This window comes from Qipengyuania nanhaisediminis, assembly GCF_900115585.1.
Taxonomy (GTDB): domain Bacteria; phylum Pseudomonadota; class Alphaproteobacteria; order Sphingomonadales; family Sphingomonadaceae; genus Qipengyuania; species Qipengyuania nanhaisediminis.
The window spans coordinates 870433-895935 of the sequence record NZ_FOWZ01000001.1; the positions used below are offsets into that span (position 1 = coordinate 870433).

The window sequence follows — 25503 nt, forward strand, 5'->3', positions numbered from 1 at the left end:
GGTCGTTAGCAGCGTTACCGCGCTAGTCCATCCCCGCGGCCACGGCGAAGTCGTAGGCGCGGTCGACCAGCGGTCCGACCCTTTCGCTCATCGCCTTGGCGTGGGCACTGGATGCGGTGCCGTCGATTACCCGCTTCTTGATGCCCTGCATGATGCCGGCGAGCCGGAACAGGTTATAGGCGAAGTACCAGTCCATCGGCGGGACGGGATAACCGGTGCGCGCGACATAGCGATCAACCGCTTCCTGCTGCGTGGGAATGCCGAGTTTCTCGAGGTCGAGGCCCAGTACACCCGCGCGCCCGTCTGCGGGGTTATGCCAGTTGAGCATCAGGTAGCTGAAGTCCGCGATGGGATCGCCCAGCGTCGACAACTCCCAGTCGAGCACGGCGAGGACCTTGTTCTCGTCTTTCTCGAAAATGAGGTTGTCGAGCCGGTAATCGCCATGGACCACGCTGCTCTCGTGCTGCGGGGGGATGGTCTGCGGCAGCCATTCGATCAGCCGCTCCATCTTGGGCATGTGCTCTGTTTCGGAGAGCTTGTACTGCTTGGACCACCGCGCGATCTGGCGCGCGCAATAGTCGGTCGGCTTGCCGTAGTCGCCGAGACCGATCTTGTCCGGCTTGCGCAGGTGCAGGTCTGCCATCGTGTCGATCATGGCGTTGTAGATTGCGCGCCTGTCGGCAGGATCGACGCCGGGCAGGGCGCCGTTCCAAAGCGAGCGCCCGTCGGCCAGGCCCATGACGAAGAACTTCGATCCGATTACAACCGGGTCTTCGCAAAGGCCATAAGTCTTCGGCACCGGAAAGCCGGTCGGGCCGAGTGCGTGCATGGCCTTGTATTCGCGGTCCACCGCATGCGCGCTCGGCAGCAATTTGCCAAAGGGCTGGCGGCGCAGGACGTAGGAGCGCTCCGGCGTGTCGATCCGGTAGGTCGGGTTCGACTGGCCGCCCTTGAACTTCGAATAGGATATAGGCCCTTTGAAGCCTTCGACATTGGCTTCGAACCACGCGGTCAGCCTGTCCATGTCCAGCTGGTCACGTTCGGGCACCTCGATGGTGCCGACCATTTCCTTGTCGAAATCGATTTCCGGCATGCCCGTGTCGCTCATCAGTCGAATACCACCACGCTGCGCGCCGAATGCCCGGCCTTCATCTTTTCGAAGCCGTCGTTGATCTTCTCCAGCGGGATTCGTTCGGCGATGATCGTGTCGAGATCGAGCAGGCCGCGCATGTAGAAGTCGACGAGGCGCGGCAGGTCGACCGGGAAATGGTTCATCCCCATGATCGCGCCCTGCAGCTTCTTGCCGGAGAGGAGGTCCATGGCGCCGAGGCCGACCTTGCAGTCGAGCGGCATCATGCCGAGGATCGTCGCCGTACCGCCGCGGCGCAGCAGCTTCACAGTGAGGTCGGCCGAAGCCTGCCTGCCCACAGCCTCGATCGCGTGATGCACGCCGCCTCCGGTCAGTTTCATGACCTGTTCGACGGCATCGTCCGCCATGGCATCGATTGCGTGAGTTGCGCCCAGGACCTTGGCCAGTTCGCGTTTTTCCGGAATGGGATCGAGCGCGATGACCTTGCCGGCGCCTGCGATTTTCGCGGCATTGATCGTCGCGAGGCCGACCCCGCCGCAGCCGACGACGGCGACAGCTTCACCGGGCACGACCGAGCAGGCATTGAAGATCGCACCGGCACCCGTCGTCACCGCGCAGCCGATAATGGCAGCGCGGTCCAGCGGCATTTCCTTGTCGATCGCGACGCAGGCATTCTCGTGGATCAGCATCTGTTCGCAGAACGCGGACAGGTTGAGCATCTGCGCCACCGGTCCGCTGCCGTCCGCGCGCATGATGCGCGGGTCAGCCGTCTGACTGCGACGCGTGTCGGCGCCCATACACAGCGCCATGCGGCCGGTTACACAGAACTCGCAGTGACCGCAGAATGCCGACAGGCAAGATACGACGTGATCGCCGGGCTTGACGGTCTTCACTTCGCTGCCGACTGCGCGCACCACGCCCGCGGCCTCGTGGCCGGGAATGGCCGGAAGCGGGTGGGGGTAGGAGCCTTCGATAAAGTGCAGGTCCGAATGACACAGGCCGCAGGCCTTGGTGTCGATCAGCACTTCATGCGGGGCCGGATCGGCGAGTTCCACCTCGCCGATCGTCAAGCCGCCGACCTGTTCGAGAATTGCCGCCTTTGCCATTAGCGCGTCGCTCCTACGTCGCCCGAGCTGAAGCCTGCAGCAGCGCTACCGGCACTTGCCGAATGCGCATTGCCGCCACGAAGTGCGTTGGAAGTGGGGCCTTCCTTCGGCATGTGCTTGGCGAATTCCATGCGTGCGATGGAGCGGGCGTGAACCTCGTCCGGCCCGTCTGCCAGACGTAAGGTGCGCTGGTGAGCATAGGCATTGGCGAGGCCGTAATCGTCCGACACACCGCCGCCGCCATGGGCCTGGATCGCATCGTCGATGATCTTGAGCGCCATGTTCGGTGCCTGCACCTTGATCATGGCGATTTCCTGCTTCGCCGACTTGTTGCCGACTTTGTCCATCATGTCGGCGGCCTTGAGGCAGAGCAGGCGGGTCATGTCGATGTCGATACGGGCACGCGCAACGCGTTCTTCCCAGACCGAGTGCTTGTAGATCGGCTTGCCGAAAGCCTCGCGCTCCTGGAGACGCTGGCACATCTTGGCCAGCGCTTCTTCGGCGACGCCGATGGTGCGCATGCAATGGTGGATGCGGCCCGGGCCGAGGCGGCCTTGAGCGATCTCGAAGCCGCGACCTTCGCCCAGCAGCATATTGGTGACTGGGACACGGACGTCCGTGAGCTCCACTTCCATGTGCCCGTGCGGGGCATCGTCATAACCGAAGACGGGGAGGTGGCGCAGGATCTTCACACCCGGAGCGTCCATCGCCATGAGGATCATCGATTGCTGCGCGTGGCGCTTTGCCTCGAAATCGGTTTTTCCCATTACGATGGCGACCTTGCAGCGCGGATCGCCCACGCCGGACGACCACCATTTGCGTCCGTTGATGACATATTCGTCGCCATCGCGCTCGATGCGGGTTTCGATGTTCGTCGCGTCGGAGCTGGCGGTGAACGGCTCCGTCATGAGGAAGGCGGAACGGATACGGCCGTTCATCAGCGGCTCGAGCCACTCTTCCTTCTGTTCGCGTGTGCCATAGCGGAAGAACACTTCCATGTTGCCGGTGTCGGGCGCCGAGCAGTTGAAGACCTCCGAGGCAAAACCGATGCGGCCCATTTCCTCGGCGCAAAGCGCATATTCGAGGTTGGTGAGGCCTGGGCCTTCGAAATCGAAGGTCTCGTCGACATGGTGGTGGCTGTCATTGCGCGGCGGCATGAACAGGTTCCAGATGCCCTGGTCCTTGGCCTTGGCTTTCAGGTCCTCGACCACCTGGATGACTTTCCAGCGATCGCCTTCGGCGTCCTGTTCCTTGTAGGTGGGGACAGCGGGGCGGACATGGTCTTCGATGAAGTTCCTCACCCGGTCGCGCCAGTAGACTTGCCTTTCAGTGGGTTCGAAATCCATCGTAATGTCCTCTCATCAAATAAGTTGCGTTGCGAAACTGGCAGAGCGAGCCAGCCGCGCCAAGGGGGTAATTCACGGAACCGAGGTGCCCGCGTCGATATCTCCGCGGGCCACGGCATCCAATGCGGCGATGCGCGCTTCATGCTGGGCACGGTCGATCGGGAAGCGGCCGAGCCAATAGGCTGCGACGAATGCCAGCACGACCATCGCACCGCCGTAAAGCAATAGCATTTCACTCAGCACTTCGAAGGAAACCGAACCGGGGCGTGCGTTCTCCGGCATTTGTGCGGCGCTGATGATCTGGCCGGTCAGCAGGATGCCGACGCCGGTCGCGCATTTCTGGACGAACCAGTTACCTGCGTAGAAGCTGCCTTCCGCGCGGCGCCCAGTCCGCTCTTCGTAAGCCTCCACGATTTCGGCGATCATCGAGGATCCCGAAATCATGACGACGATGCCGAACAGGTTGGCGAATACAAGGAAGGCGAACACCAGCGTGGTCGACAATGCGGTGCCAGGTTCCGGCCAGAAACCGAGCAGGAACAGGGTGTAGGGCGTGAGGCCAAGGACCATCGAGGTGATCGAACCGATGACGGCGCTTTTCGGCTTGCCCCAGTCGCGGTGCATGGGGCCGACAACGAAGAACATCATCACGACGCTGACGAACAGCACGATCGGATAGATGATCAGCTCGACCCGGTCGAACTGCCAGACGAACAGGTTGACGTAGTTCGTGATCGAAAAGGTCATGCCCTGGCTGACGTAGGCGGCCAGCCCGCCGGCTACGAAAATGAGGAAGGCGCGTTCGGAGAAAGCATCGCGGATCTCGTCGAAGCTGCCCTTGATGCTGAATGGCTCGGGGCGCTTTTCCGGTAGCTTGGCGACGAGATAGTGCTGGCCGAGGGCAGAGCCGACAACCGAAACGAACATCAGCCCGGCCCCGAACAGGCCGAACATGCTGTATCCGCCTGCCTGCAACATCCCGTCCTGCCCCGGCATGAAGACCGTGTAGGCAAGCAGCATCATGAGGATCCCGCCGATCCACCCGGACAGATAGCGATAGCGGAACAGGGTGGTGCGCTCGTCGTAATCGGCAGTAATCTCGGGCACGAGGCTGACTGAGGGGACTTCGCAGGCGGATAGAAGCACTCTCACGACAACAGCGATGCCGAGCAATTCCCAGAAACTGGGTGTGCCGTCAATGACCGGGTTCCACAGCACGGCCCAGGCCAGCGCCAATGGAAGCGCGGCGGTATAGAGCCAGGGCAGTCTCCTGCCCCAGCGTGTGTATGTGCGATCGGACAGGTTTCCGAGGATCGGGTCGATCACGGCGTCGAACAGCAGCGCGGCGCCAAGCGCCAGGCTGACCATTCCGGCATCCATGCCCAGGACCTGGTTGTAGAATATCAGCAGGAAGAAGCTGAACCCGCTGTCCTTTACGCCGAAGGCGACCGCGCCGAAGCCGTGAATGAACTTCAGCCGTTGGGGCAGGGGGCCGTCGACGAACGCCATCAGTTCGTCCTGCCCTCCTTCTCCATGGCCTCGAGCGCTTCGAACATGCCTGGCGTCTCGGGGTCCCAGCTGTGCCGCGGGCCCAGGGTGATGCCGCCATCGACGACGATGGACGCACCGGTAATGAACTCCGCCGCCTCGCTGGCGAGGAAGGCAACGGTGCCGGCAATATCGCGCGGCTGGCCGCCGCGTGCGACCGGCTGCGCATGGGAGGACATTTGCGCAATGACCTGCTTGGCCATGCGTTCTGCCTCACCGGTGAATTCGAGCGAGCTGGTGAAGATGTTGGTATTGATGAAGCCCGGCTGCACCGCATTCACCCGGATGCCGTATTGGGCGAGATCGGTGGCGGCGCACTTGGTCAGGTGAAGCACGCCTGCCTTGGCGACAGCATAGGCGGTCGGCGAATAGCCCGGACCCACTGCGGCAACACTCGAGACATTGACGATGTTGGCGCCCTTGCGGCCCTTCATATGCGGGACGGCATAGCGGATGCCCATGGCGACCGATCGCATCAGGAGATCGAAGGTGCGGTCCCATTCGTCGGGCTCGATCTCGTCGATCGGCGCACGAGCGCCGCCGGCACCGGCATTGTTGAACACGACATCAATACCGCCGGTCTCCTTTGCGGCTTGGTCCATCAGCGCCTTGATGTCGGACGGATCGCACACATCGCAGCGCACGAAGCGGATGTCGTCCGCGCTGCCCGCGACGAGTTCGGCCCCGCCGTCCTCGTCGATATCGGATGCGAAAACGATCGCACCTTCGCTTGCGAACAGGCGCGCGGCGTCGGCTCCGATGCCCGATGCGGCACCGGTAATGACAACGGTCTTGCCGGAGAATCGCCGGGACTCGGCCATGCTCTCTCTCCTCGTTTTCCTCGCCTTTCAGCTTAGGCGAGCCATGCCTGCCGTCAACGTAATCCGGCTGACGCTACGGCATGGCGCTTCACCGTGATCGCCCTTGCAGCGCGCCGCCGAATCACCCTAACGTAAACGTCAAGTCGCAAGACGAGAGAGAACCAGAGAGGAGCCCCGATATGTCGGATCACGAAGCGTTCCGCGCCGAAGTGCGCGAATGGCTCGAAGCCAATTGTCCGCCCGAAATGCGCCAGCCCGTAAAGGACGAAGACGACGTCTACTGGGGTGGCCGCAATGCCACTTTCAAGAATGACGCGCAGAAAGCCTGGTTCGAGGCCTGCCGCGACAAGGGCTACACCGTGGCCGAATGGCCGGAAGCCTATGGCGGTGCCGGTCTGACGCCGGCCGAAGGCAAGATCCTGCGCCAGGAAATGTCGCGCATCGGTGCTCGTCCCCCGCTGTCGAGCTTCGGTATCTGGATGCTCGGCCCGGCGCTGCTCAAATTCGGCACCGAAGGGCAGAAACAGAAATTCCTCAACGAAATCGCTCGCGGCGAAATCCGCTGGTGCCAGGGTTATTCCGAGCCCGGTAGCGGCTCCGACCTCGTGTCCATGCAGACATTCGGCGAGGACAAGGGCGATCACTGGATCGTCAACGGCCAGAAGATCTGGACCTCCTATGCCGACGAAGCCGACTGGATTTTCTGCCTCGTCCGCACGGACAAGGAAAACAAGTACCAGGGCATCACCTTCATGCTGTTCGACATGACCAGCGACGGTGTCTCGACCAAGCCGATCAAACTGATCAGCGGCAACAGCCCGTTCTGCGAAACCTTCATGGACGATGTGAAGGTGCCCAAATCCTATGGCGAGGACATCCCCGGTTACGTCGGCGAAATCAATCGCGGCTGGGACGTGGCGAAGTACCTGCTCGGCCACGAACGCGAGATGATCTCGGGTGCCGGCGGCGGCGATCGCACCGCGGCCATCGGTGCGGCGATGAAGCGCATGAGCGGTGAACTCGATGCAGTGCTGCGGGCAGAGCTGGCCATGTTCGACGTCGACGCGCTGGCCTACTCGGCCATGGGCGAGAAATTCCTGGACGAGATGAAGGCCGGCAAGGGCCATCCCGCACAGCCCAACATGATGAAATATGTCGGGACGGAGCTGAACAAGACGCGCCACGAATTGATGATGGCGGCTGGCGGCAGCAGGGCCCTAGAATGGGAAAGCGAGGAAACGCGTGGCGGCAAGCCCGCGCGTAACTGGCTCCGTACCAAGGCCAATTCCATCGAGGGCGGCACGAGCGAAGTCATGCTCAACGTCATTTCCAAACGCATTCTCGACCTGCCGGGAGCCTGATCCATGCCGCTTTATCACGACGACGACCAGGCCATGCTGGCCGAAACCGCAAGCCAGTTCATGGCCGAAGAAGGTGCCATCGCAAAACAGCTGCGCCACTGGCGCGACCGCGACTGCAAGGACGGCTTCGGCCACGGCCTGTGGAAGCAGTTTGCCGAGATGGGCTTCACCGGCATGCTGGTGAGCGAAGACGATGGCGGGCTCGGAATGGGCAGCTATGAAGCGGGCATCGTGCTCGAGGAAATCGGCCGCAATCTCACGCCGTCGCCCTTCCTCGCCAGTTCGGTGCTGGCGGCGACCGCGCTCAAGCACGCTGACAACAATGCGCGTGAGCGTTGGCTTCCCGGCCTTGTTTCCGGCGACCATGTCTACACAGTCGCCATCGATGAGGGTGCGAAGCATCGCCCCGAGACCATCAAGACCAGGGCGGAAAAGTCGGGCAACGGTTTCAAGCTGACCGGCCAGAAGGACTTCGTTCTCCATGGTGCAAGCTCCGACATGCTCGTCGTGGCTGCGCGCACCTCTGGCAACGATGACGATGCAGACGGCATCACGCTTTTCGCAGTGCCAAAGGACGCGGCCAACATGAGCCACGATGCCGTTCGCCTCGTCGACAGCTCGATGGCCACGCACACCAAGTTCGACGGCGTCGAGCTTGATGGCGATGCCGTGATCGGTGAAGTTGATGGGGGCCGCGAAATCCTCAACGCCATGCTGACTGCAGGCCGCATCGGTGCCGCCGCAGAAGGCGTCGGTGTCGCCAGCGGGGCGATGGACATGACCGTCGACTACCTCAAACAGCGCAAGCAGTTCGGTAAGCTTATCGGCGAATTCCAGGCGTTGCAGCACCGTGCAGCGCATCTCTATTCCGAAGTGGAGATCGCCCGTGCGGTAACGATGAAAGCTGCCCAGCTGCTCGACGGCGGAAGCGAGAAAGCCGACCTCATGGCTTCGGTCGCCAAGGCCAAGGTCGCCAAGGCTGCAGGCCTCGCCGTCAAGGAAGGCGTGCAGATGCACGGCGGTATCGGCATGACCGACGAATACGACATCGGCCTATACATGAAACGTGATCGCGCGCTGCAGGAGTTCCTCGGCGACATGTACTACCACGCAGGCCGCGTGGCCGACATGAGCGGCTATTGAGCGGGAGAGAGACAATGACACTCGAAGATATGTTCAGCCTCAAGGGCCGCAATGCGCTGGTCACCGGCGGCAGCCGCGGCATCGGCCGCATGATCGTCGAAGGCTTTCTCGCTGCAGGATGCGAGAGGGTCTACATCACCGCGCGGAAGGGCGGTGAATTGCACGAAACCGCCGAGGAACTGGGCGAGCGGGTCGTTCCGATCCAGGGCGACATCTCGACCCTGGAAGGCATCGACGAACTGGTCGCGGAGATTTCCGGCCGCGAAAGCAAGCTCGACATCCTGGTCAATAATGCCGGGGCCGCATGGGGCGCCGACTACCTCGACTTCCCGGAAGACGGGTGGGACAAGGTCATGGACCTCAATGTTAAGACACCGTTCTTCCTGACCCAGCGCCTGCACAAATTGCTGACGGCCGAGGCCAGCCAGGACAAGCCGGGCAAGGTCATCAATATCGCCAGCATCGACGGTCTGCGGATCAATCCGTGGGAGACCTATTCCTATCAGGCATCGAAGGCTGCGCTGATCCACCTGACGCGCCGCATGGCCGCACGTTTGGTGAAGGACCATGTCTACGTAACCGGTATCGCTCCGGGCGCATTCCCGTCGAACATGAACAAGGTCGCGCGCGACCATGCCGAAGCGAGCGCTGCGGGAATTCCGAACAAGCGCGTCGGAGACAAGTTCGATATGGGCGGCAGCTGCGTCTACCTCGCCAGCCGTGCGGGCGATTATACGGTCGGTGAAACGATTGCAGTCGATGGCGGCATCGTGAATGCGCACCTGCCGACGCACTTTGCCGATCCGGCGGGCGGCCGCTGACACCTTCTCTGTGAAACGTATGAAATCGGGGACGGTCGAAGCGGTTCGACTGCCCCCGACTTTTTTCTACGCCTCGGTGTGTCTTACGCGAGCAGCCCCAGCGTGCGCATGCTGGTAATATCCGCCGCCCCGATAATAAGGTGATCTTCGAGCGTGATGCCCAGGCTACGGGCATACTCGTCCAGTCGCCTGGTGCTGGAAACATCGTTTTCGCTGGGGGATGCACAACCCGAAGGGTGGTTGTGGGCGATAATCATGCGCTTGGCGTCTCTTTTGAGAGCCTTGGTGAAGAGTTGCCGCAAGGACAGGCGCAGTTGCCCCTTATCGCCTTCTGCGACCAGTTCCTGAGAGATTATCCGCCCGGCGGAATCTGCGAAGATTGCCACCATGCGTTCGGTTTCCAGGCGGCTCATTGAATCGAACAGCTTCTGGCGCAGCTCGCTCCGCGTCTCTGTCAGCGGTTCGCTAGGGACAGGCTCTTCCCGTGTCAGGCCCAGGCGGACCAACCACCGGGCAAGGACCATGCCGAGCGTCCAACGCTGAGGACAAACCGGGCCGACCGTTTCGCGGTCACCGGCCTGCATGCCATGAAGCGAGACGATTGGGCTGGACTGGCTCAATAGCTGTTCCGCCGCCTTTCCCGGATCGGGATGGCGACCTTCCAGCATATTCGTCAATCGCTCGAGGCGGTTTTCGCTCGGCTTGCGTGCAAGTACGTTCCCAAAGCCGTCAGGCCGATTGCCATCCAGTACGGCCAGCGATCCATGATGGCGTACACCAAGGGATGAAGATCGGCGTCTATCGCGCGCAACAGATGCGCGAGGACGGAGAGTAGCTGGACCCCACTTACCCATAGCGGCCACCAACGGTCGGCACGCAATGCGACTGTGAGGATGAGGCCGAAACCGATGCAGTCGAGTACGACCCGATACCAGGGTATCTGATCATAGTCCGACCACCAGCCGACGATCAAACCGTAGAGCGTGTTCGCAGCCAGCATCCCGAAGAGGATCAGCGCGATTTGCCGCTCCGGCTTCCCGCCCTTCCGCAGGGCGAAAAGCACGACGAGAATTACGAGCGCGACTTGCAGGAGGAACCGGGCCATCCATGCGCGCTGACCGATCTCGATCCAAAAAGCAATCAGCCGGCATTTGCGGTCAGGCCCGTTGTGAAGAATTCGCGATCGGGACAGGTCGGCTCATCCGGTCCGTTCACCTCGCGGGCGATGTCTGCCAGCTGGCCATGAACCCGCAGCGCGGCGGATTGAGCGGAAAGAAGCCCGTCGATCAGCTTGCCCATACGCAGGAGGGCGGCCTGGCTATCGTGCGCATCTGCATCGATATCGCGCTGTGCCATAGCTGCGGTGTGCATCAGGGAAAGCGACTGAATGAGAGCGTCGGAAACGGCGCTCTCTGTCGATTGCATCTGGCGTGTGAGCCGGGCGGTGGCGGAGTTACGGTCAAGCATTGCGATCCTCGTCTTGGCATTTGAATGCCGGGGATCGACGACCGTCAGCTGAGCAGGTCCCCCAGGACATTGCCTGCTGCCACCACCAGCACGAAGGCTGCCGCGGCGAGGAAAGCGGCCATCAGGACCAGCAGAAGTCGCCAGCCCACGCTCAGATCAGACGGTCTGATCCCCGACCGCAGCCGGCGAGCCTGGCTCTCTCTTGTTTCTTGCGACCCGAGGACCAGAGCATCGCCAAAGACAAGCGTTTCACCTGTCGACTGCGTGCTTTCTTCTGACCCCGGATCCGGATTGTTTTCGACGGTGATCTGCCCACCGGTGATTGAATGACACCTCTCGTCCCACTCGCGAAACTCACGCACGAGCCTCTGGCGGGGCATCGCATCGAGCTGCGTACGTACCGCGTCGATACGCTTGTCGACCGAGTGGGGAGAGATGTCGAGCTGGCGCGCGATCTCCTTCGAGGTGAAACCTCGCGCGGCAAGATCCAGCGCCTCGCGCTGCTTGTCCGTCAGGCGCCCGAATACGTCATATGATCTTTGGGGATCCATTCGCCTTAACCTTAGCTTCTTCCCTGGCCCGCGCCAATACTCGGGGAGGGAAGAAGCGTCGGATTTGGCAGTATCCTTTTGGCAAGGATTCCTGGCCCGCGGCCCGCCGGCTTACTTGATGAAGTACCCGACCACGCCCCAGCTGCCTTCTTCCAGGCTCATGACGACGGTTTCCGTAGTCCCGCTCGCTTCTGCGAAATCCGTCCCGAAGGTGACAATCATGTACTGCCCCTCCGGCGCTCCGGGCAAAGCGGAGTGAGCCGAAACGGTCTTGAGCTGGCGCGACACCAGTGCGCCTAGCGGTTCCCGGACAGGCGCCGCCTGGGCTTCCCAGGTTTCGGCGGTTACTGCGGACTTGAACATAGGTCCGGCCTGCGCCCAGCTTTGCGCATAGTCGCCATTGTCGATCAGGCGCACCCAATTGCGCGCTGCGGTCTCGATGACCGCGTCCTGAGCACTCGTTTCGGTCGCGGTCTGCTCGACCTCGGCCGATCCGGCAGAAGAAAGGAGAAGTGCGGCTGCGATGGCTGCTGCGAACATAAGAATACCTCCGATAATCCAGGGGAGGTATGACCTTTCCCCCGGCTGTTGCGATGGGGTCGGAGTATCCACATCCATAGCTGCCGGGGGCATCCCCATTTGTTCGGTCCCAAATCTGGAGGGGGGCTGCGCCTCCGTATCCCCCAAGATTCTCGCGGCCTCCCGGCTGGTCGAGACCCCCAGTTTCTTGCGGGCCTCTCGCAGGTAGTCATTGACGGTGTGAACGGAAAGATCGAGCTCGATGGCAATGGTCTTGGCCGTGTGGCCGGCGAGCAGCAAGCGGAGGACTTCGCGTTCGCGATCGGTCAGGCTTGCCACTCCGTCAGCCATGATCAGCTCATCAATTCACGCACGAAGGGGATGAGCCCTGTCTGGCGCTGCCGTTTCATGCGTTCGGCGTCCAGGATTTCGCGAACCTTTGCAAAGCACGCATTCACGTCCTCGTTGATGACGACGTAATCATAAGCGTCCCAGTGACTGATTTCTGCCCTCGCGCGCTCCATGCGGGCATCGATCACTGCCTTTTCGTCCTGCCCCCGCGATTCGAGGCGACGGCGCAATTCATCGATGCTGGGCGGCAGGATGAAGACCCGCACGACGTCCTGCTGGTCCTTCTGGTACAGCTGCTGCGTCCCTTGCCAGTCGATGTCGAAGAGGAAGTCCTGCCCGCCTTTCAGCGCGGCACGGATACGGCCCTTCGGCGTGCCGTAGCGATGGCCGAAGACCGTCGCCCATTCGTAGAAATCGTCTTCTTCGACCATGCGGTCGAACTCGGCATCGTCCACGAAGTAATAGTGGACGCCGTCCTTCTCGCCGGGGCGGGGAGGGCGGGTGGTGACACTGACCGACAATTTGATCTCGTCATCCGCTTCCAGCAGCATGCGCGAGATGGTCGTCTTTCCCGCTCCGCTGGGGGAGGAAAGAATGAACATGAGCCCGCGTCGAGCGAGCGCTTCCTGTGCAGGTGTGGAATCGGCCATGCGCGCTGTTGGCGCATCTGACGGGCAATGATCAAGCCCGTGGACGAGAAATCACACGGCGCTGTCTTCCTGTGACTGCTTGCGAAGTACTTTCTGGCCCGACCGGCGCGCCTTGCGCCGCGACTGGCTCCTGTCGAAGAGAACCTTCAGGGCCAGGGCCGAGGACACCGCAATCGCGCCGGGCACAGACTTGGTCGCGACCTTGGTCACGCCATAGGCTGCCAGCGTGTGGACGATAGACCGGTTCTCGACCGCGTCTTTGGCGAACTGGCTGCCGTACTGTCGGCCAAGAACCATCTTTTCGACCGTCAGGCGAGAGAGGCGTCCGACGCTGCGAAGCAGGATGTCGTTGATGATGAGATTGGTCGACGGGTTGGAGCTGGGCCCCGGTACCGGATCGTCCTGCGCCGGATTGCTATCGGTAGCCTTCTCCAGCGCATCTGCCGCGCGATCGGTGATGTGGTTCGGTTTCTTCTTGCTGGAAAAGCCCATGTCCTGCCCCTTGCTGGCGCGGGATATGGCCGCGCGACTATTTCTTGCGGCCGAAATCGACCGTGACGACGTTGGAGCCGTCTTCTGCACCTTCAACGGGCGCACCCTCGGCCTGTTCCTCATCATTGCCTGCCGGATCGGTCGGGGCGGGGGCCATGTCCGCCACGGTCGCCTGGAACTGGAGGCCGAAGTCGACCGCCGGATCGACGAATTGCGTGATCGCGGAATAGGGAATATCGAGGGCAGCCGGGATCTGGTTGAAGGACAGGCCGACGCTGAAGCCGTCTTCGCGCACATTCAGGTCCCAGAACTTGTTCTGCAGGACGATGGTCATCTCGTCCGGGAATCGTTCGCGCAAGCTGTCGGGGATCGAAACGCCGGCGGCGTGGGTCTTGAACGTGATGTAGAAGTGGTGTGCGCCCGGCAGTTCGCTGCCGCCCGCTTCGATTTCGCCGAGTACACGGCCGACCACGGCGCGCAGGGCTTCCTGTACGATCGTGTCGTAGGGAATTAGGCTGTCGGGCGTCTCGTCGCTCATGCGCCCCTAGGTGATACTCCAAGGCCCTTGGGTCAAGCGGTTTAAGCCTGTGTTTGCCGCCCGCGTAGCTGCATTTTCTTGCGCGTAGCGGTGGCTCGCCTATAGCGCGGGCCATGCGAACAGGCCGTATCGAACGAAACACCGCCGAAACGAAAATCCTTGTCGAGGTCGATCTCGACGGGACCGGCTCCTACGATATCTCCACCGGTATCGGGTTCCTCGACCACATGGTCGAACAGTTTTCGAAGCACTCGCTTATCGACGTTACCATGAAGGTCGATGGAGACCTCCATGTCGACCAGCACCATACCACCGAAGACAGCGCCCTGGCGCTGGGGCAGGCGCTTGCCCAGGCGCTTGGCGACAAGGGCGGGATCGCGCGATACGGCAGCGCCTATTCGCCGATGGACGAAACGCTTGCGCGCGTCGCGCTCGACATCTCCGGGCGTCCCTATTTCGTATGGAAGGCCGGTTTCAGCCAGGAAAAGCTGGGGGAGTGGGACACCGAGCTGATCGAGCACTGGTTCCACTCCGTCGCGCAGACCTGCGGCCTGACGCTGCATATCGAATTGCTCTACGGCACCAACAACCACCACATCTGCGAAAGCATCTACAAGGGCTTTGCCCGCGCAATGCGGATCGCCTGTGAAATCGACCCCCGCAAGGGTGGGGCAATCCCGAGCACGAAGGGGCAGTTGGGTGGCTGAGGTGATCGCCCTCGTCGATTACGGCGCGGGTAACTTGCATTCGGTCGAGAACGCGCTGCGCAAGGTCGGGGCACATGTCACGGTAACTGCCGATCCCGACGTGCTGCGCGCGGCCGACCGGATCGTCTTGCCGGGCGTGGGAAGCTTTGGTGCCTGTGCAGCCGGTCTGCGCGCCGAGGACGGAGTAATCGAGGCGATGCACGAGCGGGTATTCGTCGGCGGGGCGCCATTTCTCGGTATCTGCGTTGGCATGCAATTGCTGGCGACGCGCGGTCTCGAGCACGGCGAAACGCCCGGTCTCGACTGGATTGGCGGCGAGGTGCGCCTGATCCAGCCGCGCGATGAAATCGTAAAGGTCCCGCATATGGGCTGGAACGACGTCGCGCTCACGCATCACGCCAAAGACCGTGCGGTGGTCGAGGAAGGCGAGGCCTATTTCCTCCATTCCTATCACTTCCACGCCGATCGGGGCCGCGACGTCCTCGCGATGACCGACCACGGAGGCGGCCTCGTTGCGGCAATCGGCCGGGACAATCTGCTCGGCGTGCAATTTCATCCGGAAAAGAGCCAGAGCTTCGGGCTCGGCCTCCTCACCCGTTTTCTCGAGTGGAAACCATGATCGTATTTCCCGCCATCGACCTCAAATCGGGCCAGGTCGTGCGCCTTGCCGAAGGCGACATGGACCGTGCTACCGTTTACGGTGACGATCCTGCGGCGCAGGCGACAATATTCGCCGAAGCTGGCGCGGGCCACCTTCATGTGGTCGATCTCGACGGCTCCTTTGCAGGATCGGCGCAGAACCGTGCAGCGGTGGAACGCATCGTCGAAGCCTTCCCCGGCCATGTCCAGCTGGGCGGCGGCATCAGGAGGCGCGAGGATGTCGAAGGCTGGTTCGATGCCGGAGTTTCACGCATCGTCATGGGTTCGGCTGCACTCAAGGACCCGGAATTCGTCAAGGACATGGCCCGCGAGTTCGAGAACGGCATCGTCGTCGCTGTCGACGCGAAAGACGGCATGGTCGCGACCGAAGGCTGGGCCGAAGTGTCCGATGTGCCGGTCGTGGACCTCGCGCGCCGGTTCGAGGATGCTGGCGTCGCCGCGCTGCTATTCACCGACATAGGCCGGGACGGGCTGCTCAAGGGCGTCAATCTCGACGCGACGGTCGATCTCGCGCGTCGCGTGGACATTCCGGTCATCGCCAGCGGCGGCGTGAAGGCTATCGACGACATCCACGTCCTCAAACTGCACGCGCACGAAGGCATCGAGGGCGTCATCACCGGCCGCGCGCTTTATGACGGAAGGCTCGATCTCGCAGCGGCGCTGGCAATTGCGGCGCGAGCATGAAGGATAACGTCGTGCTATGGTTGGGTATCGTCATTGTGGGAAGCACCTTCACAGCATGGCTTTTCCGTATTTGGCAAAAAGGCACAATTCCAATAACCTACGCGCACGCGATCAATCGGGCGACCAATCCCAGAAAATTTTTGCTGGCTTGGTCAGCCAATGTTGTTTTTGGGATCGCCCTATTGATCTACGTTTATTTGGCTTTTGAGGGGTGAGCGCTTGACCGTCCGTATTCGCGTCATACCCTGCCTCGATGTGCGCGATGGGCGCGTGGTGAAGGGGGTCAACTTCGTCGATCTGAAGGACGCAGGCGATCCGGTCGAGCAGGCGCAGGCCTATGACCGGGCGGGCGCGGACGAACTTTGCTTTCTCGATATTTCCGCCAGCCATGAGGGGCGGGGAACGCTGCTAGACATGGTGCGGCGCACGGCCGCGGTTTGCTTCATGCCATTGACCGTTGGCGGCGGCGTTCGCAGCGTTGAGGACGCGCGCGCCCTGCTGCTCGCCGGTGCCGACAAGGTGGCAGTCAATTCCGCCGCCGTCTCGCGGCCTGAGCTGGTGCGCGAGATTGCCGAAAAGTTCGGGAGCCAGTGCGTGGTCGCATCGGTCGATGCGCGCGCGAAGACCGAAGGCGAGGGCTTTCGCGGCTGGGAAATCTACACCCACGGCGGGCGCAAGTCGACCGGCATCGACGCGGTAGAACACGCGCAGAAGCTGGCAGAACTGGGTGCAGGCGAATTGCTAGTGACCTCGATGGACGGGGATGGAACGAAGCAGGGTTACGACCTCGAACTTACGCGGGCGATTGCGGACAGCGTCTCGGTGCCGGTAATTGCGAGCGGCGGTGTCGGCACGCTCCAGCATCTGGTCGACGGGGTAACCGAAGGCCATGCAAGTGCGGTGCTGGCCGCGTCGATCTTCCATTTCGGACAACACACCGTCGCCGAAGCGCACAGCGCCTTGCGTGCTGCGGGCTTGCCTGCACGCGGCTGATCGGTGCAGGAGGGCCTCATGGAAACCCTGACCCGTCTCGAAGCGACCATTGCAGAACGCCGCAAGGCCGATCCCAAGTCGAGCTACGTTGCGCAGCTCTCGCATCGCGGAACGCCCGTCATGGCACGCAAGCTCGGCGAAGAAGCAGTGGAAGCCTGCGTGGCAGCGCTCTCCGGCAGCCGCGAGGAACTGGTCGGCGAAGCTGCCGACGTGGTCTTTCACCTCATGGTGCTGCTCGCCGACAAGGGCGTCTCGTTTGAAGAGGTAATGGCCGAGCTCGACCGTCGCGAAGGCGTCTCCGGGCTCGACGAGAAAGCCAGCAGGAGTACGTGATGCCGATCGACCCGACCTTGCCCTATGACGACAACAATATCTTCGCGAAGATCCTGCGCGGCGAAATTCCGTCGACCAAGGTCTACGAGGACGAGTGGGCGTTCGCTTTCGAGGACATCAACCCCCAGGCCGAAGTGCACACGCTCGTCATCCCCAAGGGGCGCTATGTCAGCTGGGACGATTTCAGCGCCCGGGCAAGCGATGAGGAAATCGGCGGTTTCGTCCGTGCAGTCGGCAAGGTCGCCCGCGACAAGGGACTGGTGGAGCCGGGCTACCGGATGATGGCCAATATCGGCGCGCATGGCGGACAGGAAGTGCCCCATCTCCACGTGCATATCTTCGGCGGGCAGCCGCTGGGCCCGATGATCGCGCGATAGATTTCGTCGCGCGGGAATCTCGTTTCACCCCCGTTCATGTAAAACAGACGAATTGCCGCTTTGCCGCGAATCCTCGCTGCGCTAGAGCGCCGTCATAAATGTCACTGCCCAATTTCCCCGACGGTGTAATTCAAGGCGACCGGCATCTTTATGCCGTGCGCGCCTATTACGAGGACACGGACCTCTCGGGCATCGTATATCACGCGAATTACCTGCGCTGGTTTGAACGCGCGCGCTCCGATTTGCTGCGCCGCCTCGATATCGACCAGCGTGCCGCTATCGAGAGCGGCGAGGGCGCCTATGCCCTCTCTGAGGTAAATCTCAAATATCTCCGCCCGGCCAAGCTCGATGACGACGTCCTGATAGAGACGCGCTGCACCGAGCTCAAAGCCGCCTCGTGCCGGATGCACCAGAAAGCTTTCCGCGGGGACGAACTTCTTGCCGAGGCACATTTGCGCGTCGGCTTCATTTCATTGGAAGGGCGGCCGAAACGCCAGCCCGACGAATGGCGCGCGGCTTTCGCGCGTTTTACAGAATCACCAGAGGACCGATGACCACACTCGATACGCTTGCTGCGGCTGCTCCTACCCGGCTCGACCCTATCCAGCTTTTCCTCGATGCCGATATCGTGGTGCAGCTTGTCATGCTTGGCCTGATCCTCGCGAGCATCTGGGTCTGGACCATCATCGTTTCCTTCTCGCTGCGCATGAAGACCCTTCGCCGCCGCACCCGCAAGTACGAAGAAGATTTCTGGCAGGCGGAGAATTTCGATCGCTTCATGTCGGAACGGGGCAACAAGGACGTCCCCTCCGCCCGCGTCGCGCAGGCGGCTGTCGGAGAATGGCGCAAGTCCACCAAGGGCGAGATCCGCGACCGCGAAGGACTGCGCAGCCGCATTGCAACGGCCATGGAAAGCCAGGTCGCCCTTGAAGCCGACGACATTGCGGAGCGCCTGAACTTCCTTGCCACGGTTGGCGCTGTCGCACCCTTCGTCGGCCTGTTCGGGACGGTCTGGGGCATCATGAACAGCTTCTTCCAGATCGGCGCGCAGGAAAGCTCCTCGCTCGCGGTCGTTGCGCCCGGCATTTCCGAAGCACTGTTCGCCACGGCCATCGGCCTGTTTGCGGCAATTCCGGCGGTGATCGCCTACAACCGCTTCAGCCATTCGGTCGAACGGTTCGAAGCCGGTCTCCACCGTTTCTCGGACCGGCTCTATGCGACCTTCAGCCGCCAGCTGGAGCAGCGCTGATATGGCGATGAGCCTCGCCTCCTCCCGGGGATCGCGGCGCGGAAGGGGGCGCTCGCGCCGTCCCATGTCGGAAATCAACGTGACGCCGTTCGTGGACGTCATGCTCGTCCTGTTGATCATTTTCATGGTCACTGCACCGCTGCTGACCGCAGGTGTGCCGATCCAGCTGCCGGACAGCCGCGCCAATGCTCTCCCGCAGGAAGCGCAGCAGGTTTCGATCAGCATCGATTCCGAAGGCTACGTCTATATCGACGATACGCAGATTGCTGTCGGCGGCCTCCCTGCCGCGCTGGAAAACATCCCGCGCCAGGGAGAAGGACCCGACATCACGCTGCGAGCCGACAGGTCGCTCGATTACGGGCGGGTAATGGCCGTCATGGGCGAGTTGAACCGCGCAGGCCTCAATCGTATCTCGCTGGTCACGAATGGCGGCCAGGCCAGTGCGCCGGTCAATTCCGGTTCATCCGGCGAGGAATAGCCAGCGCTTATGGAGAGGACAGGCATCAGGACTGAGGAGCGCACCGGGCTGCTGATTGCGATCGGATTGCACCTTGCCCTGCTGGCCGCGCTGCTCGTGCAGGCTTTGATGCCCGCCGCCGAAATCCCTCAAACGGAACGCATGACGGTAAGCCTTGCGGAAGATGTCGGCCTCGAAGCTACGGCACCCGAACCCGTGCCCGAAAGCCGTGCCGCTATCGCGCCGGAGCTGTCGGACAGCCCCGCTCCTGCGCCCGAAATGCTGGAGGCACCGGACACGCCGCAAGTCGACAGACCAACGCCGCAGGTTCAGCCAAATCCGGCTCCGGCTCGCGAAACGCGTCCGCAGCCACGCCGCGAGCAGCCGCGCGAACAGGCTCAGCCGCGCCGTACCGAACGTTCCGGTGGATCGCGGGTGGGTGACAATTTCCTCGCAGGCGCGGGCGACAGCACTACGACCAACGAGACGCGCGTTCCGGCTTCGCAGATCGGCGCCAGCGCGAAGGCGTCGCTGGTCCAGCGCATCTCGCGCGAGATCAAGCCGCACTGGCAGCCACCCAGCGGCCCGGAAGTCGAACAGATCACGACCTTCCTGAGGTTTCAGCTGAACCCCGACGGCAGCCTTGCCGGCAGGCCCACCGTCGTCCGCCAGACCGGGGTCAACGATACCAATCGCGCGCAGGCCGGTCGCCATGGCGAGCAAGCCATTCGCGCCGTACAACTGGCCGCGCCGTTCGAATTGCCCGAAGAATACTATGAGGCCTGGAAGGTGGTTGGACCCTTCGGCTTCGACTGGAGACTTGCCCAATGAAATATCTAGCCCTCATCCCGCTCGCACTCTTCGCTGCTCCGCTCGCGGCGCAGAACCAGGACCTTGGCGAACCGATGCAGGAAGGCCAGGCGGTCGAAACAATCGAGGAAGAAGGCGGCCTTACAGGCTCAGTCAGCTTCGAGGGTAATCTCGATGATCTCGGTATCGCCATTCCCGCTTTCGCCACCGACCGGGATGTCGCGACACCGGCCAATGCAAACGGTACGGCGGCGCTCGGTGTGGAGCTTGCACGGGTCATCACTTCCAACCTGCGCAACAACGGTCTGTTCAAGCCGACTGGTCCGGACTCGCTTCCGACGCCAGCATTCGCGAACATCACCTCGCCGAACTGGGCGACCTGGTCGACCCGCGGCGCGGAAATGCTGGTCCATGGGTATGTCCGTGCGCGCAGCGACAATCGCCTCACGGTGGGCTGCTATCTCTACGACATGGCCCTGCAGGACCGGCTGGTGGCTGAAGGCTGGGTGGTCGCGCCTGCAGACTGGCGCCGTGCAGCGCACAAATGCGCCGATCTCGTCTATTCGCGCCTGACTGGCGAAAGTCCCTTCTTCGACAGCCGTATCGCCTATATCGCGGAGACGGGCCCCAAGGATAATCGTACGAAGCGTCTCGCCATCATGGACAGCGACGGGGCCAACCACCGGTTCGTTACGACGGGCCGTTCGACAGCGCTGACGCCGCGCTATTCGCCGGATTATCGCCAGCTGGTCTATCTCAGCTATGTCGACGGCAATCCGCGTATCTACGTCTATGACATCGGCACCGGCCGGCAGACGCTCGTCACGCAGAGCGACAATCCGACCTTCGCCCCGCGATGGAGCCCGGATGGACGCTATATCCTCTATTCCATGGCGGTCGGGGGCAATACCGACATCTATCGTGTGTCGGCCAATGGCGGCCGCAGTGAACGGCTGACCGATGCGCCCGGCATCGATATCGGCGGATCGTTTTCGCCCGACGGCAGCAAGATCGTTTTCGAAAGCGATCGTTCGGGCAGCCAGCAGATCTACGTGATGGATGCTGACGGCTCCAACCAGCGCCGCCTGTCCTTCTTCGGCGGGCGCTCGGCAACGCCGGAATGGAGCCCGCGCGGAGACCAGATCGCCTTCACCCACATTGCCGGTGACTTCAACGTGGCGGTCATGAACCCGAGCGGGCGCGGCTTCCGCAAGCTGACCCGCGGCTGGCAGGACGAAGCGCCGACCTGGGCACCCAATGGCCGCATCATCCAGTTCTTCCGGACGGAGCGCAACAGCGGGCGAACCTCGCTGTGGCAGGTGGACCTTACGGGAGAAAACGAACGCAAGTTGCCGACGCCGGTGGATGCTTCCGATCCGGCTTGGGGACCGATCCTTCCTTAAGTGCATTTGAGTAAGCGTGGGGGCGCCATTCAATCGGGGGCAAACCGATTGCAACAAGCTGTTTTATAAAGGGGACAGCCAATGAATACACGTATTGCCACTGCCGCCGTGTTGAGTTCTGCACTGGCCCTCGCTGCCTGCCAGAAGAAAGCACCCGAAGAGCTGCCGCCGCCGCCGGAAGATGTGACGACGACGACGCCTACGACCACTACGCCCGCCGGCCCGACTGTCGGCAGCATGGAGCATTTCCTTGCTGCGGTCGGACAGATGAATACGGTCGTCTATTTCGACACCGACCGCTACAACATCGACGCGGAAGATTCTGCCAAGTTGCAGCGCCAGGCGCAGTATTTCAGCCAGTATCCGAGCGTCACCTTCACCATCGAGGGGCACACCGACGAACGCGGTACGCGTGAATACAACCTCGCCCTGGGCGAGCGGCGCGCTAATGCGGCGAAGAACTATCTCGTCAGCGTCGGCATTCCTGCCAGCCGTATCCGTACGGTAAGCTACGGCAAGGAGCGTCCGGTTGCGCTTGGCTCGAATGAATCTGCATGGGCCCAGAACCGCCGTGCAGCGACTGTGACGATCAACTGATACCTTGGTAACGGCGGTCTAGGAGGGGATTCTTCCCGGCCCGCCGATGCCTTGCAGAAAAGACCGGTTTCGAGATGGATTTCCTGTGAGCCGTTGCGAAACCGGCCATCTCACCTAGATTGACCTACATGACTTTCCCCTCACCTTCACTTGCGCCCGTCGTCGATGCCTAAGGCACGGCGATCCAACGACTGGGGATTCCCCAGATGGCGCGGCTATGAGGCCAGCCGTGAAGCCGCGACCGTGCGTCTATGCGATCGCCATGGCTGCGAAGAGGTAGGCGATTGCCCCGCACCAAAGGCACCGAACAGCCCGGAACGCTGGATGTTCTGCCAGGCTCACGCTGCCGAATACAACCGCAAGTGGGACTATTTCGAAGGTCTCGACAAGGCGGAAAAAGAAGCCCGCGCCAAGGCTGAGCAATCCGAAAATGCAGGCTACGCAGAAGCGCAGCACTATGGCTGGAGCGGGAGCGGCGACGGGTCGAGATCGGCCGATGAAATGCGTGCGCTTGAAATACTCGAGCTAGAGGCCGATGCAGATTTTGCAGCCGTGAAAAAAGCTTTCAGGGCCAAGGCCAAGGAAGTTCATCCCGACGTAAAGCCCGGCGACGAGGATGCCGCGGCGGAATTCCAGAAATACTCCCTTGCCTATGAGGTTTTGAAATCCGCTGAAGATAGGCGAGAGTGGAAGGGCTGACCGTCGGGTAAACCTTTGTATTTGCGGCTTTCGATGGTGAAGCCCGCGTTTACCCTTTATTGCTCTTTGTTAAATATAAGGTCGTGGGACCAGCCATGACCATGCAACAACGCATCTTCGACCGGACGACGAGCAATCTCGTCATCGACTGCATCGTGCAACGCCAGCGCGAGCGGGCGATCCTATGCGATATTTCAGCCAGCGGATGCCGGATGGAATTGTTCGATGGTGTCGTTCAGATAGGTTCTACAATCATCTTCGAAGTGGACGATCGCCTGGCCTTTGCGGGGGAGGTCGTCTGGACGCGTGGCGGGGAAGCGGGCGTGCAATTTACCCGGTCTCTCCCGGCAAGGGTCATGACAGCACTCGAAATGTAGGATTGGCTTCAAGCCAAGCGGACACGGATAGCTGCCGCCATGCGTGGGCCGAGCTCTGGACCCTGTTCAGGATAGTAATAAGGCTCGATCATCTCCGCCTCCATCACCGCAAGATGGCCGTCAGGAAGGCGTGCCATGTCGATCCGGCAGTACAGCGGGCGCGCGAATGGCAGAGCTTCGACGACATCGCTCGCTGTTGCCAAATCCGCAGGGGATGGAGTGTAATCGCACTCGTACCCACCGTAGAGCGACTGGATCCGGTATTCTCCCTCAGCTGCGCGCTTGAGAACGCCGTGCGAGAAGTCGCCATCGATGAAGAAAAAAGTGTATTCTCCCTCTTCGACCACACTCGGCAGGAACGGTTGCACCATGCAAGGCCGTCCCATCGTCCAGTCGGGGTCGGGAGGATTGCTACGCGAAAAGCTGAACTGCCCCAGTCCTCCGGCCCCGACCTGGCGCTTCACCACGACCCGGTCGACGGCGAAATGATCCATCGCGTCGCTCACTCCCGCCGCGTCGATCCCCTCCAGCCACCGGGTTGGCACGGTGGCCGCACCCATGGCGGCCAGGTGCTTCAGATACCTCTTGTCGGCATTCCACCGCACGATCGCAGGGGGATTGTGGACCGCGATGCCGCCTGCATCCAGCTGCTCGAGCTTGGCAAGGAACTCGTCCGGATGATCCTGGTAATCCCATGCCGTCCCGAGCAGGACGAGCGGGATGTTGGCGAAATCTTCCAGCGGTGCCCGCCAGTCGATTTCAACCAACTCCAGCCCGGCCTCTTCGAATGCCGGACGCAGCGCAGCCGTTACGAGATCGTGCTCGAATGCATCGCCGCGACGTTCGCCCGCGCCCGGAAGCGTGTCCGCACAGGCCAGGAAGCCGATGCGTGTCGCCATACTAGACCGCTTCCAGTGCCTGTTCGAAGTCGGCAATCAGGTCGTCCGCATCCTCGATACCGATGGAAATGCGCACGAGATTGTCCGAAATGCCCAGTTCGGCACGGCGGCCCTCGGCAACCGAAAGATGCGTCATCGATGCCGGGTGGCTAGCCAAGGTCTCGGTTCCGCCGAGGCTAACCGCGAGCTTGGCGATCTTGAGTGCATCGAGGAAACGGAAACACTCGGCTTCGCCGCCCTTGAGCAGCAATGAGAAGGTGCTGCCTGCGCCCATGCAGTGACGATCGTAAATGTCCTGCTGGCGTGCATCCTTGATCATGCCGAGATAACCCAGGCCTTCGACCTTCGGGTGCTTGGCAAGGAAATCGCAGACCTTCTCCGCATTCTCGCCCGCACGCTGCATGCGCAATTCGACGGTTTCGAGGCTGCGGCACAGCATCCAGGCCGTGTTCGGATCGCAGATGCCGCCCATGGTGTTGCGCAGCATGCGGATTGCGTCGATGAAACGCTTCTTGCCCGAGACGCTGCCGGCGACCAGATCGGAGTGGCCGCCGACATATTTGGTCAGCGAATAGACCACGAGGTCGGCACCGTGATCCAGCGGGCGCTGCCATAGCGGCCCGAGGAAGGTGTTATCGATTGCGATCGAGCACTGGTCCGGATCGAAATGCGCATCGCGCGCTTCCTTGACCGCTTCGATGTCGACCAGTGCATTGGTCGGGTTGCCCGGGCTTTCGAGGTAGATCATCGGCACTTCGCCGCCCTGTTCCTCGGCCATGGCTTTCGCGCGGACCATCACCTCGTCGAGCTGCTCGCGGCTCGCACCGGCGGGAAAGTCGATAAATGTCACGCCGTACTTCGCCAGCGTCTTGGCAATGAAACCTTCCGATGCGGCATACAGGGGGCCCGAGTGAACGATCACGTCGCCCGCCTTGCACGCGGCCAATAGCAGCACGGCGATTGCGGTCATCCCGCTGGAGAAGCTGAGCGCCTCTTCCGCTCCGTCCCACACGGCGAGGCGATCTTCGAGGATTTCCTGGTTGGGAGCGTTGAAGCGCGAGTAGACAAGCCCGTCCGCACCACCCGGGCGTTTGCCGGTGATGCCTTCGAAATGTCGCTTGCCATCCGCTGCGCTCGGGAACGCGAAGGTCGAGGTAAGGAAGATGGGAGCCTTGAGGCTGCCTTCCGAAAGAGTGGGGTCAAAGCCATGACCCATCATCAGAGTGCTGGGCTTGAGGGGGCGTCCGCCCACTTCGGGGATCTTGCGCTTGGGCGCCATGCGGGGGCTGACGGGATCGATATCGTTGTCGCTCATGGGGGAGCATCCTTCCTGCAACGTCGCTCCCAGGAAGGCGGGAGCTGAACTTTGGGCCATGCGGCACCCGCTCCTAACCTCCGCAGGAACGCTTCTCCGCATGCCGTGGCAATGCGGCGTGGATTACGGAGCGTCAGGC

General features: G+C 62.0%; 33 protein-coding genes. 18 read left to right on the forward strand and 15 right to left on the reverse strand.

Annotation, left to right across the window (positions count from 1 at the left end; genetic code table 11):
• Positions 1 to 22: 22 nt before the first annotated feature.
• The 5 genes from BM173_RS04460 to BM173_RS04480 all read right to left on the reverse strand — a co-directional run bounded on the left by BM173_RS04460 (position 23) and on the right by BM173_RS04480 (position 5911).
• A complete protein-coding gene (locus tag BM173_RS04460; RefSeq protein WP_245755752.1) occupies positions 23 to 1108 on the reverse strand; it encodes a phosphotransferase family protein in 1086 nt (361 codons plus the stop codon).
• Positions 1108 to 2196 (reverse strand): Zn-dependent alcohol dehydrogenase, encoded by a 1089-nt coding sequence (locus BM173_RS04465; RefSeq protein WP_090477645.1) that lies wholly within the window; start codon positions 2194 to 2196, stop codon positions 1108 to 1110. Before BM173_RS04465 ends, BM173_RS04460 begins: the two co-directional genes overlap by 1 nt.
• Entirely contained in the window at positions 2196 to 3542 is a 1347-nt protein-coding gene (locus BM173_RS04470) for an acyl-CoA dehydrogenase family protein (protein ID WP_090477648.1), read from the reverse strand. The genes BM173_RS04465 and BM173_RS04470 overlap by 1 nt, the downstream gene beginning before the upstream one ends.
• Before the next feature lie 72 nt (positions 3543 to 3614).
• Complete coding sequence (locus tag BM173_RS04475; protein ID WP_090477652.1) at positions 3615 to 5051, reverse strand: MFS transporter; 1437 nt, start codon at positions 5049 to 5051, stop codon at positions 3615 to 3617.
• Positions 5051 to 5911: an SDR family NAD(P)-dependent oxidoreductase gene (locus BM173_RS04480; RefSeq protein ID WP_090477654.1), complete on the reverse strand. Its 861-nt coding sequence runs from the start codon at positions 5909 to 5911 to the stop codon at positions 5051 to 5053. The genes BM173_RS04475 and BM173_RS04480 overlap by 1 nt, the downstream gene beginning before the upstream one ends.
• 179 nt (positions 5912 to 6090) lie before the next feature.
• Between BM173_RS04480 and BM173_RS04485 the strand changes: the two genes are divergently transcribed.
• The 3 genes from BM173_RS04485 to BM173_RS04495 are packed head-to-tail and all read left to right on the forward strand — an operon-like array spanning position 6091 to position 9236.
• On the forward strand, positions 6091 to 7272 hold the full coding sequence (locus BM173_RS04485; RefSeq protein ID WP_090477656.1) for an acyl-CoA dehydrogenase family protein: 1182 nt from the start codon (positions 6091 to 6093) through the stop codon (positions 7270 to 7272).
• 3 nt (positions 7273 to 7275) lie between these two features.
• Positions 7276 to 8415 (forward strand): acyl-CoA dehydrogenase family protein, encoded by a 1140-nt coding sequence (locus BM173_RS04490; RefSeq protein WP_090477659.1) that lies wholly within the window; start codon positions 7276 to 7278, stop codon positions 8413 to 8415.
• A gap of 14 nt (positions 8416 to 8429) precedes the next feature.
• On the forward strand, positions 8430 to 9236 hold the full coding sequence (locus tag BM173_RS04495) for an SDR family oxidoreductase (protein WP_090477662.1): 807 nt from the start codon (positions 8430 to 8432) through the stop codon (positions 9234 to 9236).
• An 83-nt stretch (positions 9237 to 9319) separates the two neighbouring features.
• Here the strand turns inward: BM173_RS04495 and BM173_RS04500 are convergent, their stop codons facing one another.
• The 8 genes from BM173_RS04500 to BM173_RS04530 form a co-directional block, all read right to left on the reverse strand.
• Positions 9320 to 9904: a JAB domain-containing protein gene (locus BM173_RS04500; protein ID WP_245755786.1), complete on the reverse strand. Its 585-nt coding sequence runs from the start codon at positions 9902 to 9904 to the stop codon at positions 9320 to 9322.
• Between the two features lie 5 nt (positions 9905 to 9909).
• Positions 9910 to 10341: a hypothetical protein gene (locus BM173_RS14555; protein WP_177201801.1), complete on the reverse strand. Its 432-nt coding sequence runs from the start codon at positions 10339 to 10341 to the stop codon at positions 9910 to 9912.
• A gap of 35 nt (positions 10342 to 10376) precedes the next feature.
• Positions 10377 to 10703: a hypothetical protein gene (locus BM173_RS04505; protein ID WP_090477667.1), complete on the reverse strand. Its 327-nt coding sequence runs from the start codon at positions 10701 to 10703 to the stop codon at positions 10377 to 10379.
• A gap of 44 nt (positions 10704 to 10747) precedes the next feature.
• Positions 10748 to 11254 (reverse strand): helix-turn-helix domain-containing protein, encoded by a 507-nt coding sequence (locus BM173_RS04510; protein ID WP_090477669.1) that lies wholly within the window; start codon positions 11252 to 11254, stop codon positions 10748 to 10750.
• Between the two features lie 111 nt (positions 11255 to 11365).
• Entirely contained in the window at positions 11366 to 12124 is a 759-nt protein-coding gene (locus BM173_RS04515) for a helix-turn-helix domain-containing protein (protein WP_090477673.1), read from the reverse strand.
• 2 nt (positions 12125 to 12126) lie between these two features.
• Positions 12127 to 12774 carry a guanylate kinase gene (gmk, locus tag BM173_RS04520; protein WP_090477676.1) on the reverse strand — a complete coding sequence of 216 codons (648 nt, stop codon included), beginning with the start codon at positions 12772 to 12774 and terminating at the stop codon, positions 12127 to 12129.
• A gap of 51 nt (positions 12775 to 12825) precedes the next feature.
• A complete protein-coding gene (locus tag BM173_RS04525; protein WP_090477679.1) occupies positions 12826 to 13266 on the reverse strand; it encodes a hypothetical protein in 441 nt (146 codons plus the stop codon).
• A 37-nt stretch (positions 13267 to 13303) separates the two neighbouring features.
• A complete protein-coding gene (locus BM173_RS04530) occupies positions 13304 to 13804 on the reverse strand; it encodes an SspB family protein (RefSeq protein ID WP_090477681.1) in 501 nt (166 codons plus the stop codon).
• Between the two features lie 113 nt (positions 13805 to 13917).
• Between BM173_RS04530 and hisB the strand changes: the two genes are divergently transcribed.
• The 15 genes from hisB to BM173_RS04605 all read left to right on the forward strand — a co-directional run bounded on the left by hisB (position 13918) and on the right by BM173_RS04605 (position 23150).
• Positions 13918 to 14511, forward strand: coding sequence for an imidazoleglycerol-phosphate dehydratase HisB (gene hisB, locus BM173_RS04535; protein ID WP_090477685.1), 594 nt, complete (start codon positions 13918 to 13920; stop codon positions 14509 to 14511).
• Positions 14504 to 15130: an imidazole glycerol phosphate synthase subunit HisH gene (gene hisH, locus BM173_RS04540; protein ID WP_090477688.1), complete on the forward strand. Its 627-nt coding sequence runs from the start codon at positions 14504 to 14506 to the stop codon at positions 15128 to 15130. The genes hisB and hisH overlap by 8 nt, the downstream gene beginning before the upstream one ends.
• Positions 15127 to 15855 (forward strand): 1-(5-phosphoribosyl)-5-[(5-phosphoribosylamino)methylideneamino]imidazole-4-carboxamide isomerase, encoded by a 729-nt coding sequence (gene hisA, locus BM173_RS04545; protein WP_090477691.1) that lies wholly within the window; start codon positions 15127 to 15129, stop codon positions 15853 to 15855. Before hisH ends, hisA begins: the two co-directional genes overlap by 4 nt.
• Positions 15852 to 16070, forward strand: coding sequence for a hypothetical protein (locus BM173_RS04550; RefSeq protein ID WP_090477694.1), 219 nt, complete (start codon positions 15852 to 15854; stop codon positions 16068 to 16070). The genes hisA and BM173_RS04550 overlap by 4 nt, the downstream gene beginning before the upstream one ends.
• Positions 16071 to 16074: 4 nt before the next feature.
• Positions 16075 to 16848, forward strand: coding sequence for an imidazole glycerol phosphate synthase subunit HisF (hisF, locus tag BM173_RS04555; RefSeq protein WP_090477697.1), 774 nt, complete (start codon positions 16075 to 16077; stop codon positions 16846 to 16848).
• A gap of 18 nt (positions 16849 to 16866) precedes the next feature.
• A complete protein-coding gene (locus BM173_RS04560; RefSeq protein WP_090477700.1) occupies positions 16867 to 17181 on the forward strand; it encodes a phosphoribosyl-ATP diphosphatase in 315 nt (104 codons plus the stop codon).
• Positions 17181 to 17558: a histidine triad nucleotide-binding protein gene (locus BM173_RS04565; protein ID WP_090477703.1), complete on the forward strand. Its 378-nt coding sequence runs from the start codon at positions 17181 to 17183 to the stop codon at positions 17556 to 17558. Before BM173_RS04560 ends, BM173_RS04565 begins: the two co-directional genes overlap by 1 nt.
• Positions 17559 to 17656: 98 nt before the next feature.
• Entirely contained in the window at positions 17657 to 18112 is a 456-nt protein-coding gene (locus BM173_RS04570) for a YbgC/FadM family acyl-CoA thioesterase (protein ID WP_090477706.1), read from the forward strand.
• The gene (tolQ, locus tag BM173_RS04575) at positions 18109 to 18807 is read left to right on the forward strand and encodes a protein TolQ (RefSeq protein WP_090477708.1); all 699 of its coding nucleotides are present in this window, start codon (positions 18109 to 18111) and stop codon (positions 18805 to 18807) included. Before BM173_RS04570 ends, tolQ begins: the two co-directional genes overlap by 4 nt.
• Position 18808: 1 nt before the next feature.
• Complete coding sequence (locus BM173_RS04580; protein WP_090477711.1) at positions 18809 to 19285, forward strand: ExbD/TolR family protein; 477 nt, start codon at positions 18809 to 18811, stop codon at positions 19283 to 19285.
• 9 nt (positions 19286 to 19294) lie between these two features.
• Complete coding sequence (locus tag BM173_RS04585; protein ID WP_090477714.1) at positions 19295 to 20095, forward strand: energy transducer TonB; 801 nt, start codon at positions 19295 to 19297, stop codon at positions 20093 to 20095.
• Positions 20092 to 21477, forward strand: coding sequence for a Tol-Pal system beta propeller repeat protein TolB (gene tolB, locus BM173_RS04590; RefSeq protein WP_090477719.1), 1386 nt, complete (start codon positions 20092 to 20094; stop codon positions 21475 to 21477). The genes BM173_RS04585 and tolB overlap by 4 nt, the downstream gene beginning before the upstream one ends.
• 81 nt (positions 21478 to 21558) lie before the next feature.
• Entirely contained in the window at positions 21559 to 22074 is a 516-nt protein-coding gene (pal, locus tag BM173_RS04595; RefSeq protein ID WP_090477722.1) for a peptidoglycan-associated lipoprotein Pal, read from the forward strand.
• A gap of 165 nt (positions 22075 to 22239) precedes the next feature.
• Positions 22240 to 22773: a J domain-containing protein gene (locus BM173_RS04600; protein WP_090477725.1), complete on the forward strand. Its 534-nt coding sequence runs from the start codon at positions 22240 to 22242 to the stop codon at positions 22771 to 22773.
• Positions 22774 to 22868: 95 nt separating this feature from the next.
• Positions 22869 to 23150: a PilZ domain-containing protein gene (locus BM173_RS04605; RefSeq protein ID WP_143089567.1), complete on the forward strand. Its 282-nt coding sequence runs from the start codon at positions 22869 to 22871 to the stop codon at positions 23148 to 23150.
• A gap of 8 nt (positions 23151 to 23158) precedes the next feature.
• Here BM173_RS04605 and BM173_RS04610 read toward each other — a convergent pair whose 3' ends face one another.
• Both BM173_RS04610 and BM173_RS04615 read right to left on the reverse strand, forming a co-directional pair.
• On the reverse strand, positions 23159 to 24049 hold the full coding sequence (locus tag BM173_RS04610) for an ATP-grasp domain-containing protein (RefSeq protein ID WP_245755753.1): 891 nt from the start codon (positions 24047 to 24049) through the stop codon (positions 23159 to 23161).
• Position 24050: 1 nt separating this feature from the next.
• On the reverse strand, positions 24051 to 25364 hold the full coding sequence (locus BM173_RS04615; RefSeq protein ID WP_090477729.1) for a cystathionine gamma-synthase family protein: 1314 nt from the start codon (positions 25362 to 25364) through the stop codon (positions 24051 to 24053).
• Between the last annotated feature and the right edge of the window lie 139 nt (positions 25365 to 25503).

Excerpts from the sequence above, each read along its gene's own strand:
- BM173_RS04505 (WP_090477667.1), bottom strand. The coding sequence starts at position 10,703 with ATGCTTGACCGTAACTCCGCCACCGCCCGGCTCACACGCCAGATGCAA.
- BM173_RS04460 (WP_245755752.1), bottom strand. The coding sequence starts at position 1,108 with ATGAGCGACACGGGCATGCCGGAAATCGATTTCGACAAGGAAATGGTC.
- BM173_RS04515 (WP_090477673.1), bottom strand. The coding sequence starts at position 12,124 with ATGGCTGACGGAGTGGCAAGCCTGACCGATCGCGAACGCGAAGTCCTC.
- pal (WP_090477722.1), top strand. The coding sequence starts at position 21,559 with ATGAATACACGTATTGCCACTGCCGCCGTGTTGAGTTCTGCACTGGCC.
- BM173_RS04475 (WP_090477652.1), bottom strand. The coding sequence starts at position 5,051 with ATGGCGTTCGTCGACGGCCCCCTGCCCCAACGGCTGAAGTTCATTCAC.
- BM173_RS04495 (WP_090477662.1), top strand. The coding sequence starts at position 8,430 with ATGACACTCGAAGATATGTTCAGCCTCAAGGGCCGCAATGCGCTGGTC.
- hisB (WP_090477685.1), top strand. The coding sequence starts at position 13,918 with ATGCGAACAGGCCGTATCGAACGAAACACCGCCGAAACGAAAATCCTT.
- BM173_RS04585 (WP_090477714.1), top strand. The coding sequence starts at position 19,295 with ATGGAGAGGACAGGCATCAGGACTGAGGAGCGCACCGGGCTGCTGATT.
- BM173_RS14555 (WP_177201801.1), bottom strand. The coding sequence starts at position 10,341 with ATGGCCCGGTTCCTCCTGCAAGTCGCGCTCGTAATTCTCGTCGTGCTT.
- BM173_RS04580 (WP_090477711.1), top strand. The coding sequence starts at position 18,809 with ATGGCGATGAGCCTCGCCTCCTCCCGGGGATCGCGGCGCGGAAGGGGG.
- BM173_RS04510 (WP_090477669.1), bottom strand. The coding sequence starts at position 11,254 with ATGGATCCCCAAAGATCATATGACGTATTCGGGCGCCTGACGGACAAG.
- BM173_RS04560 (WP_090477700.1), top strand. The coding sequence starts at position 16,867 with ATGGAAACCCTGACCCGTCTCGAAGCGACCATTGCAGAACGCCGCAAG.
- BM173_RS04550 (WP_090477694.1), top strand. The coding sequence starts at position 15,852 with ATGAAGGATAACGTCGTGCTATGGTTGGGTATCGTCATTGTGGGAAGC.
- BM173_RS04525 (WP_090477679.1), bottom strand. The coding sequence starts at position 13,266 with ATGGGCTTTTCCAGCAAGAAGAAACCGAACCACATCACCGATCGCGCG.
- BM173_RS04570 (WP_090477706.1), top strand. The coding sequence starts at position 17,657 with ATGTCACTGCCCAATTTCCCCGACGGTGTAATTCAAGGCGACCGGCAT.
- BM173_RS04600 (WP_090477725.1), top strand. The coding sequence starts at position 22,240 with ATGCCTAAGGCACGGCGATCCAACGACTGGGGATTCCCCAGATGGCGC.
- BM173_RS04470 (WP_090477648.1), bottom strand. The coding sequence starts at position 3,542 with ATGGATTTCGAACCCACTGAAAGGCAAGTCTACTGGCGCGACCGGGTG.
- tolB (WP_090477719.1), top strand. The coding sequence starts at position 20,092 with ATGAAATATCTAGCCCTCATCCCGCTCGCACTCTTCGCTGCTCCGCTC.
- BM173_RS04530 (WP_090477681.1), bottom strand. The coding sequence starts at position 13,804 with ATGAGCGACGAGACGCCCGACAGCCTAATTCCCTACGACACGATCGTA.
- BM173_RS04500 (WP_245755786.1), bottom strand. The coding sequence starts at position 9,904 with ATGCTGGAAGGTCGCCATCCCGATCCGGGAAAGGCGGCGGAACAGCTA.
- BM173_RS04465 (WP_090477645.1), bottom strand. The coding sequence starts at position 2,196 with ATGGCAAAGGCGGCAATTCTCGAACAGGTCGGCGGCTTGACGATCGGC.
- BM173_RS04480 (WP_090477654.1), bottom strand. The coding sequence starts at position 5,911 with ATGGCCGAGTCCCGGCGATTCTCCGGCAAGACCGTTGTCATTACCGGT.
- BM173_RS04565 (WP_090477703.1), top strand. The coding sequence starts at position 17,181 with ATGCCGATCGACCCGACCTTGCCCTATGACGACAACAATATCTTCGCG.
- hisA (WP_090477691.1), top strand. The coding sequence starts at position 15,127 with ATGATCGTATTTCCCGCCATCGACCTCAAATCGGGCCAGGTCGTGCGC.
- BM173_RS04615 (WP_090477729.1), bottom strand. The coding sequence starts at position 25,364 with ATGAGCGACAACGATATCGATCCCGTCAGCCCCCGCATGGCGCCCAAG.
- gmk (WP_090477676.1), bottom strand. The coding sequence starts at position 12,774 with ATGGCCGATTCCACACCTGCACAGGAAGCGCTCGCTCGACGCGGGCTC.
- tolQ (WP_090477708.1), top strand. The coding sequence starts at position 18,109 with ATGACCACACTCGATACGCTTGCTGCGGCTGCTCCTACCCGGCTCGAC.
- BM173_RS04490 (WP_090477659.1), top strand. The coding sequence starts at position 7,276 with ATGCCGCTTTATCACGACGACGACCAGGCCATGCTGGCCGAAACCGCA.
- BM173_RS04610 (WP_245755753.1), bottom strand. The coding sequence starts at position 24,049 with ATGGCGACACGCATCGGCTTCCTGGCCTGTGCGGACACGCTTCCGGGC.
- BM173_RS04485 (WP_090477656.1), top strand. The coding sequence starts at position 6,091 with ATGTCGGATCACGAAGCGTTCCGCGCCGAAGTGCGCGAATGGCTCGAA.
- BM173_RS04605 (WP_143089567.1), top strand. The coding sequence starts at position 22,869 with ATGACCATGCAACAACGCATCTTCGACCGGACGACGAGCAATCTCGTC.